The organism is Olivibacter sp. XZL3 (assembly GCF_004368405.1).
Classification (GTDB): Bacteria; Bacteroidota; Bacteroidia; order Sphingobacteriales; family Sphingobacteriaceae; genus Olivibacter.
Map to the genome: position 1 here is coordinate 71,689 of NZ_SBJH01000032.1, position 8,982 is coordinate 80,670.

Genomic DNA, 8,982 nt, shown 5'->3' on the forward strand with positions numbered 1-8,982 from the left:
TTGTCCTTTTTAGCAATATATTTGCATCCCGTTCAAGAGGGAATGCCCAGGTGGCGGAATTGGTAGACGCGCTAGTCTCAAACACTAGTGGGAAACCGTGCCGGTTCGATCCCGGCCCTGGGTACAAACCCGGATTGAGAGCTTGAAAAAGTTTTTAATCCGGGTTTTTTGCTTCGTAATCCTTTGTTTATCAGGTAGATAAGTTCGGATGCGGGCGTCCGCTTAGCGGTTCGATGTCTCCCATCCAAAAAATGCCATTTTTCTGCAAATGTCGAACCGATAATTTGTCTTTTTCCCTCAATATCTGCGTTTAAATACATGAGATCAAGTTTTTTGAAGTTTTCGACAGCTTTATAAATTAGTCCATCTATATCTAGTTTTTCGTTGTTGTTATTTGCCAATTCACGCAGTTTGGCGTCCAGTCTTACCAATTTTTCTTCGGCTTCATTTTTTATTATTTTGTAGTCTTGACCGCTGATGCAATCTGTTAAGAGTAATTCCCTGGCTTTTGTGATTCGGTTATTTGTTTCTGTAATGGCGGCAATGGTATTCTTTCGTTCAAGATGTTGTATATCCTTTGAATCGCGGAATAGGTCTTCCAAAACTTCCCGGTAAACTTCTGCCATACCGGGTTTCGGTATCAGTTTTTTCAGTTCAAGCAAAAAGGCTGCATTTACGGTTTCCGCTTTCTGTCGCCATCCACAGGAAGATCGACAGTGGTAATAATAAAAATGTGCGTTTCGACCTTTTGTGGCGCTTCCGGTCAACATTCGGTTACAGCGGTCGCAAAGCAAAAATCCTCTCAAAGGAAGCATATCCGGTGAAGTAATCGTGACACCCTTTTTACCGCCGGTACCAAACTCCCTTTTCCTTCCGTCTAACACGTCCTGCACCTTATAAAATAGTGTTTCCGATATTAATGCTTCATGCTGTCCCTTTACGGTATGAGCCTCCTCATCTTTGTATTTGGCTATATATACCCTTCCACAATAGCCTACATTTCTGATGGCAGTCCAGAAGCTAGTCTGACCACACTTCAGACCGCGCTTTATGGCCATCCGGTATATTTCTGCCGTAGTAAGGACGCCATCAGCCAAACGCTCGAACGCCCAGCGCATATGTGATGCCTGTGGCTCATCCACAGCAACGTATTTTTCTCCGTTTTCCTTGACTTTATTTGCATATCCCGGCGGAGCTACACCTAACCAACGGCCTTCCTTTCTGGCTTGCCGCATGCCATGCTTCACATTGAGAGAACGCCGGTCGTTCTCAATTTCCGGTGCGGTGAGGTATACGGCCAGCATCATTTTGTTTTCGGGGATGCTCATATCCAAAGGCTGCTCAACAGCTTGTGGCTCTACACCAAGATTTTTCAGCTTGCTGATCATCTGATAGGCATCACTTGCATTTCTGCTAAACCTGTCCCATTTGGTAAATAGGACGAGGTCTGATTTTCCTTTGTGTTTTTTTAGTTCAAGAAATAATTTCTTCCATTCCGGCCGCTCAAACGACTTAGCGGAATGATCTTCATATATTACCCTTCTTACAGTAATGTCGTTGATTTCGCAATATTTCATTAGAACTTCTGCCTGTGAGCGTTGCGAATAACCTTTATCTGCCTGTTCATCTGTGCTAACCCGGATGTATAAATCTGCTGTTTTCATAATGGGAAATCATTTCTTTTTAATGTCTACCTTTTATAAGGTCTTGATTTACTGCTAATTTACCAAATTCATACATCATTGCCAATATAATTTTTGCTTCGTCCAGCGTAACGGTTGTACCATGCTTCTTAAGGATTTCAACGGTTTTTTGAGGAGTTACCTTACGCTTTTTTTCTTTTGTCATGGTCTTCCTTGTTTTTTTGAAGGCAAATTTGACGGTGTGTTTTGAATGAGAAGCATACGTCGGGGTTACGGTAAGTAAGATTGGGCCGATGTTACCCTTTGATTACAGAATATGTGCTGATTGGAGAATGATACTTTATGAGAGACCATCGGATTGCCCTTAGGGCAAGATGAGGCGCTTCGCTGTAGTGAATGCAAAAAGACTACGGCATAAAGCCGCTGCGCTTTTTATTCCGTTTCCTTTTTGCCCCTCTGCTTGCGCCTCTCTCGGCCCCTAATTAATCCGATGGTTTTACAAAAGTATTTATGTGATGAAAACAGTGTCCGAAAATAGAATGTTCAAGATGACAGAGCTTAAGGTGGTTTACAAGCCCAGAGTGGAGGAAGAGCTGCGGCCAAAGGTAACGGATTCCAGTACGGCCTATCGAATATTAATGAATGTGTGGGATCTGGATACGTTGTGGTATAAGGAAGATATGCTGGCCATGTACCTGAACACCGAAAAGAGAGTAATAGGCTTCGCTAAAATTGCAAGCGGATCGATGGACTGTACCTTGGCAGATGTGCGCATAATCTACGCAATAGCCTTGAAGGTAGGAGCAACAGCTGTGATCATTGCCCATAACCATCCTTCGGGGAACAAGCAACCAAGCAATGCCGATAAGATATTGACCAATAAAATTAAACAGGCCGGGAAGTTTCTGGATGTGCCGTTAATTGACCATCTTATTGTGACCGGTAATGGCTATTTGTCGTTTATGGATGAAGGGCTGATGTGATATTTTTGACAATGTGAATTCTATTGTGTAGAAGGTAATATTGATAGGTGGAATCTAACTTCTTATATGATCATGCTTGTTTTAAAGTATAAAAGTTTCATATATGTAACATAGTTGACAGACTTTCTACGGCTCTCTACACAACGTTCATTATTGATCCACTAATTAATAAAACAGAATATAATATACTGCATGATGTACTAAAAAAGGTTCTATTGTGGGCTTAAAGCTATGAAGGTGTCCTCCGAGGATACCTAAAACCCCTATAGCGCTACGCAGTGGAACGAAAAGTAGGGCCATGCCTAACTTCCGCTTGCTCCATTCCCATCGGGGAATGGCAACTTGGCGGAACGTGCGAACAGCACGGTTTGGCCCTGCGACCAAACAGGGTGATATCCGGCGTTTCCATCAGGCGGCACCCATTCCGTTTGGGCAAAGTCGGGGGATATAACAGGGATATGGATGACCAACCGGGGTGGCTTGGTCATGTTCGGGGATTGAGCGGGTAGACGGTTAGGCTTGGTCTATGGGTACGATACGGAATAGCTTCCTGTCTTCGGGAATCTGCGAGCCTTTTATCAGGGATTCGCCCTTGCCCACGAAATAGTTGCGAGCAGTATCCAGCGGAATTTCCTTGCCGCCGTGGTTGAAGTATTTCGCTACCAATTTGTTATGCGGACTGTGGTGGTCGCTTTTGAGCAGCGACCTCCCATTGGGCAATCCCACTTCGCGCAGTTGCCGGATGAGGTCAATGAGCGTGGGCAGGTAGCCGTCCTCAACATACACTTTCTGTGAAACCCCATATTTCGTATGTGCTTTCAACTGTTCTTCCAAATCCTGTATATGGGCTTGGAGTTCGGCTATCTTCCCGTCCTTTTCTTTCACCAGCACATCGTTGGGCCGGATGTTCCATTTATCGCGCGTGGCGAGGTATTGCTGGAATTCCGTAAGTTTCCCGATGTTTGACAGATGTCGGGGATGGCCGGAAGACTCCATGCCTCCAAATATCTATCAATCAATTATTTGAAAACTCTTTAAAGAACCGCTCACCTTTTTGCTCACATATAGTTTGCTTGGTGATTGGTATAGAGATAAGGATTTAAACCAATAAAATAAAGCAATCGGCTGCAAATTTTATTGGCTGGCGAAAGAAAAGAAAAAGACCTGCTTCCGACTCTATCCACTTTCGCTAAGAACAAATTTTAGTCTATTTTCCACTGTATCAATTGGTACTTCTATAACGCTATATCCATAGTACAAATAAATTTCTTTCATTTTCTCAAATGTAAACACTGCTTCTTCCCAACTCTGCTATGTGTTCGGCTATTGTTTTTATGGCTATAGAAATATTCAAAGTCATGAAAAACGCGCAATTAAAGATCTTGGCTTAGTAAAATGCGATTTTTTACTTAGGGAGGTAGTTAGCGTTATAACAGTCTATTTCTTGTTTTTTTCGGAAAAGATATATTAATGCTTATGAAAAATTCAAGGATCCTGAATTTTGAACGGTAAAATAGCTAAATTCATTAGATTCTCAATTGATGTACTTTTAATCGTATCTCCTTTGATATTTGGTCTGATAAGAAAATTTGTTTTTGGATATTGGGTATAACCTTTCTCCAGTGTCAAATCAGGCTATTTTTCAGCAGTTCAGAATAGGCCAAATTCTCGTCTAAAAGGCAGCTGTCTTTGATAACGCATTCGCCCTCGACAGCGTTCCTTTTTATCCCCCTTATTCCCTTTTTCACGTCATTATCCAACAGTAGAAAACATTACTTATTTTTCTGCAGGGACCACATAATGTTTTCTGCTGAGGTTAAAATCAATCATTATCTGGTCAAAAAGTAATGGTTCATCTAATGCATAGACTTTCAGGCTGTGGTTACCCGGTTTATCCAGCGCAATTTCCAATTCTGACAAGGCTTGGTTTCTTAATACATTTTCGGCCCATTCATTAGAAAGAAACGCTGCTTTTACAGAAATGATTTTGGGCTGCTGACCGTCGATAACTACAGCATAACGAAGCTCATTAGCTGGTACAGCGGGATAACGAAAAACAGTGCCTACTTTTAGCTTTGCTTTGCCACTACTCTGGGTATAAAAATTATATTCCAGTGCCGTAGCAGAAGCTGTTATCTTTTTCACAGCAGGCAGTATAACAGCTTTTCCACTATGCCCCAAACCTTCAATTATTTCAAACTTTTCATTATTGCTATAATTGGACGCACTAAAAGCAATATGTCGGTTCCTTTCTACATTGCCGGACGAAACTTTTATGTGATTAACGTCAAAAGAAAATGTATAGGTTTTGTTTTCGATGTTCATCTGAAAAGTTCCCTGCGTCGCATCCGTTTTTGACAATGATACTTCAAACTTCTTTTCATATAAAAGATCCGACACACTTTCCTTTATACGTACATAAGAAGGCTTTTTTAGTAATTCCCATTCGATCGCTTTTTGAGACGTAGAGAAAACTGAGAAAAAATAAGATTGCCTGTCTCCGTCCGTAAAGCTGGGTAACTTCACTGTATTGGAAGTATCAGGCTTTTCACTGTTTTCAATCCATATCTTTACCCCGGGAATATTCTCCGTTTGAATATCAGGAAGCCCTGTGAGCTGAAATACAGGAAGGTTCCGGGGTTTCATATCCATCATGTTCTGCCATTTTCCGTCTAACAGGTCTTTGTTGTATGTTCTGTCCAACGCTGTTACTTCGTTGTAGGCCTGTATTGATTTTTGTTTATACTCCATGGCAGCCGGCAAGTTGTATTGTGCGTATAATCTTGCTTTTTGTGCGTATAGTAACTTTCGGTTCATTGCCGCCGCAGCTTTTACGGGATAATGAACCAACTGAAAATAGGCGGGTTTCAAAACTTCGGGCATAACAGCATTATAAATACTGTCGGACAGCCCGCCAATGTATTCGTATGCTCGTAAACGGCTGTCTATTTCATCGTTAAAGTAAAACGGAGACAGCTCTGTATTGTTAACCGGCGGAAGTCCGTACTTTCTCGTATAATTGTCTTTTAGTACAGATATGTCTTTGTAATCTTCTACTTTATTCCATCCCATGTGCTCAGGCTTTCGTATGCCCGATAAATGATAATATTGCTTCATGATGGTGTCTATTGCATCATTGGCTATTCCCCTGAAAGCAGTACCGAGCCAGTTTTTTTGATGCTGATATATAGCATGAGCTTTTACGGAATTAATGTTCCAGGCCATATCCAAAAAGAGTTCTGTTAAATATTCTCCGGGCTTTATATCGCCTACATTTAGTAACCAGTACTTTTGAGCCCCGTTATCCCAAGCACGTTTAACTTCTGTACACATCAATGCCGGTTGAGTGGAAGCAAGCCACAGATAGTCATGAGGCTTCCCCCAATAAGATATATGATAATAAATACCCGCGCCCCCAGAACGTTTTTTTTCTTTCTCATCGCTTAAACGCATCAGGTATCCATTATTATCATCGCACCAAACTAGGGTAATATTATCCGGAAGTTTCAGGTTATTATTATACGCATCGAGTACTTCTTTATAAGGCACAAAAATTTGCGGAATATCGCTCAGCTTCTTTTCAGGATGATATTTTTTCAACATGTTTTGCTGTTCGCGAATTACATCTTCTAAAGTCTTGGTTTCCTCATCTAGGCTTGATACCCCCTGCATCCTTCCGTCATGGATTCCTCTTAGTCCCATAGTATATACGTTCTCAGAATGTACCAATTCTGAAACACGCTTATCCCAATAGGAAATGATATTACGCTTATTTGTAAAGTAGTTGAAATCTCCAAACTTTTGGCTATCCCATTCACCCGTATTGGTTCTCATCATTGGTTCCGCATGCGAGGTGCTTACTATTATACCATATTTTTCGGCAGCCTCTTTATTACCGGCAACTGTATAAAAAGACCGGGTAACCTCATGCATCGCCGGACATATCATGTTGGCCCGAAGGCGGAGCAACAATTCAAATATTTTAGCATAAGTTTTCGGCCCAATAGCACCTGATTGTGCGGTCGGCTCATAGGTTTTAGTACTCCAAGGCACTAATGCCCAATCTTCGTCATTAAGGAAAATGCCGCGGTATTGAACCGAAGGCGCTTGCACGATGTCGGTAGTAGGCATAACAAATAGTTCTTTGGATTCCGGTGTTACATCGGCCCACCACTCCCAAGGAGAAACACCTATCATTCTTGATAATTCGAGTAAACCATAAGCTGTGCCCCGGCTATCGCTTCCGGCAATAACCAACTTCTTTTTACCTTCCAGCAAAACTGGCGTTATTAAAAAAGCTTCCCATTTTTTCTCTATTCCTGACACATTAATTTTTTTCTCGGAAGCCAAACGATCTATTATCGCATTTTGTCCGAGGGTGCCAACAATGATTGAAGCCTTCTGCGATTCTGCGGAAGTTAATAAAGAGCTGTTAAATACCGTCTTTATATCTTTTTTTAGCATGGCCAATGTTGTGTTTACAACCGGCTTTTCCTGTTCAGACATATATACATAAACGGAATCGTCTTTACCAATAAGGATTTCATCATTATGCTTCTTTAGATATTTTCCCAAAGGCAATTGCAGTTCGCGGATACCTTCCGTAACAAGACGCGCGACAAGAAAAGCACCGTAACGAGACAAATGCGTATCATCACGCCTTCCTTTGGGATATAATGGGTGCTCACCGCTGTTGAAATGCAGGTAAATACGTTTTGATTCTTCTACCCCAAGCTGGGTTACCTGTTGACGGGTTTTCTGTTCCATGTCTATCAATGGCACTTTTAGCTCTTCTGCTACTTGGCGAACAGCATTTGGATAATCACCATGTGTGTTGACAAGCTTGCCCGCCTCATCAAATTTTCTTCTTACAATAGAGGTAAGCAAGACGGGATAAGCACCTTTTTCCCGTGTTTCCCAGACAAATCTTCTCAAATTTTCACGGTAAGTGGTTTTGGAATCGGCATAAAGGGAAGATACTTCTTTCTTTTCATCATTATGTCCAAACTCTATGAATACATAATCCCCTTGTTTTAATTTGTTTAGTACAACACTCCATCTACCCTCATCTATGAAACTTTTGGTACTACGTCCATCTTTTGCATGATTTTCAACACTCACATTGCTAAAAAACGAAGGAAACACCTGCCCCCAGCCGGTTTCCGGATTATTTCTGGTAGTATCTTTATTAGCCATTGTAGAATCTCCGATAGTAAATATCGTCGTTCTATTATCGGGCTTTCCGCTAAGCAATAAGGTCATGATGCCTAGTAATAGTAATTTGCTCTTAACAAATTTTGAAGTAAATGCTTTTTTTCCCTTTTGTATTACCTTTGAATGATTTCGCATCTTATATGTTGTATTTAAGCTTATTAAAACTCTCTCCTCGTTATATTATCTTTCTTCCTATTTTTTGCAATACTAGTCTTTGATAAATGGTAAAACCTTTACCCCGTTTATTTTTACCCAATAATCATCACTCCCGAAACGATCCCCTTTTTTACTAAACCATACAGGTTGCTCGCCAGAAACTTCAACTTGTAGAACATAGTCTCCTACCGGAAGCTGAGGACTGATAAATCGAATGCCGGTATCGGCAACTTTGCTATAAAAATCCACTAGCGAACTATAAATGACTCTGCCACTGCTTTCCGATACAGAGATGTGGGCATAACCTCCGTGAGATGAACTTTCACCAACAAGCGCAATGCGATTGCCGTCATAAGGAATGCTTATAAAATCGCCTTTTCTATTGGAATGAAAAGGAAGTGTTCCGGACAAATTCAATACGCTGTCTTTCGTTACAGGCGGTTGCGCTTTAAGAAAATCCCAGCTTGGCCAATATTCCGGAATGGATAGTTTTTTTCCTCTGGTTTGCAGAGGTAGCCACACTTGCGTTGCAGCAGATGCCTGACGCGGAAAAGACCAGCGATCACCCATATACATGTGAAGGGTGTCATCGCCACGGATAATAGAAAAAACAAAGGAACATTGAGAATTATAGGTCAAAGATCCCTCTGGGCAAAATAAGCCTTGCTTTTCCCACGGACCCTCAATAGAGGTCGCTGTATAGTAAAAGTTATCATTCCTTTCCCAACTGGTTAAATTGGAATATAGTAAATAATATATCCCGTTCTTTCTGAACATGGCAGGCGATTCTCCCGAACCGGGTATACTACTTGATATTTGCTTTTCCGCGGAGCAATAATCCCGGCTTAAACGGTAATTATCGCCATGATGAATAAGTAAATAACCCTTTCCATCCGTATCCTGAAAATGTAAATCGTCAGCAAAAAGTGGACACGATATTTTAAAAACTTAAGGAGTGTTTTCATCAAAAACGTTAGATTTAATTA

7 protein-coding genes and 1 tRNA gene are annotated in these 8,982 nt (G+C 41.3%); 2 read left to right on the forward strand and 6 right to left on the reverse strand.

Translation table 11 applies throughout. The annotated features are described in order from the left end of the window. Positions 1-44 precede the first annotated feature (44 nt). Positions 45-124, forward strand: a tRNA-Leu gene (locus EPX21_RS08060). Here the strand turns inward: EPX21_RS08060 and EPX21_RS08065 are convergent. Both EPX21_RS08065 and EPX21_RS22640 read right to left on the reverse strand, forming a co-directional pair. Further along, on the reverse strand, positions 78-1,664 hold the full coding sequence (locus EPX21_RS08065; protein WP_134089165.1) for a recombinase family protein: 1,587 nt from the start codon (positions 1,662-1,664) through the stop codon (positions 78-80). The two genes, EPX21_RS08060 and EPX21_RS08065, sit on opposite strands and share 47 nt — an antisense overlap. 19 nt (positions 1,665-1,683) lie before the next feature. Then, positions 1,684-1,848: a hypothetical protein gene (locus tag EPX21_RS22640; RefSeq protein ID WP_166670709.1), complete on the reverse strand. Its 165-nt coding sequence runs from the start codon at positions 1,846-1,848 to the stop codon at positions 1,684-1,686. A 310-nt stretch (positions 1,849-2,158) separates the two neighbouring features. Between EPX21_RS22640 and EPX21_RS08070 the strand changes: the two genes are divergently transcribed. Further along, positions 2,159-2,626 carry a RadC family protein gene (locus EPX21_RS08070; protein ID WP_134089160.1) on the forward strand — a complete coding sequence of 156 codons (468 nt, stop codon included), beginning with the start codon at positions 2,159-2,161 and terminating at the stop codon, positions 2,624-2,626. A gap of 302 nt (positions 2,627-2,928) precedes the next feature. Here the strand turns inward: EPX21_RS08070 and EPX21_RS08075 are convergent, their stop codons facing one another. The 4 genes from EPX21_RS08075 to EPX21_RS08090 form a co-directional block, all read right to left on the reverse strand. After that, a complete protein-coding gene (locus tag EPX21_RS08075) occupies positions 2,929-3,114 on the reverse strand; it encodes a hypothetical protein (RefSeq protein ID WP_134089161.1) in 186 nt (61 codons plus the stop codon). Positions 3,115-3,139: 25 nt separating this feature from the next. Next, positions 3,140-3,622 carry a hypothetical protein gene (locus tag EPX21_RS08080; RefSeq protein ID WP_240768589.1) on the reverse strand — a complete coding sequence of 161 codons (483 nt, stop codon included), beginning with the start codon at positions 3,620-3,622 and terminating at the stop codon, positions 3,140-3,142. 780 nt (positions 3,623-4,402) lie between these two features. After that, positions 4,403-7,975, reverse strand: coding sequence for a glycosyl hydrolase 115 family protein (locus EPX21_RS08085; protein WP_134089162.1), 3,573 nt, complete (start codon positions 7,973-7,975; stop codon positions 4,403-4,405). Between the two features lie 72 nt (positions 7,976-8,047). Then, positions 8,048-8,773 (reverse strand): hypothetical protein, encoded by a 726-nt coding sequence (locus EPX21_RS08090; RefSeq protein ID WP_166670710.1) that lies wholly within the window; start codon positions 8,771-8,773, stop codon positions 8,048-8,050. Between the last annotated feature and the right edge of the window lie 209 nt (positions 8,774-8,982).

Bases quoted from the DNA above. Each gene is read 5' to 3' on its own strand.
- EPX21_RS08065 (WP_134089165.1), bottom strand. From the start codon at position 1,664: ATGAAAACAGCAGATTTATACATCCGGGTTAGCACAGATGAACAGGCA.
- EPX21_RS22640 (WP_166670709.1), bottom strand. From the start codon at position 1,848: ATGACAAAAGAAAAAAAGCGTAAGGTAACTCCTCAAAAAACCGTTGAA.
- EPX21_RS08070 (WP_134089160.1), top strand. From the start codon at position 2,159: ATGAAAACAGTGTCCGAAAATAGAATGTTCAAGATGACAGAGCTTAAG.
- EPX21_RS08075 (WP_134089161.1), bottom strand. From the start codon at position 3,114: ATGACCAAGCCACCCCGGTTGGTCATCCATATCCCTGTTATATCCCCC.
- EPX21_RS08080 (WP_240768589.1), bottom strand. From the start codon at position 3,622: ATGGAGTCTTCCGGCCATCCCCGACATCTGTCAAACATCGGGAAACTT.
- EPX21_RS08085 (WP_134089162.1), bottom strand. From the start codon at position 7,975: ATGCGAAATCATTCAAAGGTAATACAAAAGGGAAAAAAAGCATTTACT.
- EPX21_RS08090 (WP_166670710.1), bottom strand. From the start codon at position 8,773: ATGTTCAGAAAGAACGGGATATATTATTTACTATATTCCAATTTAACC.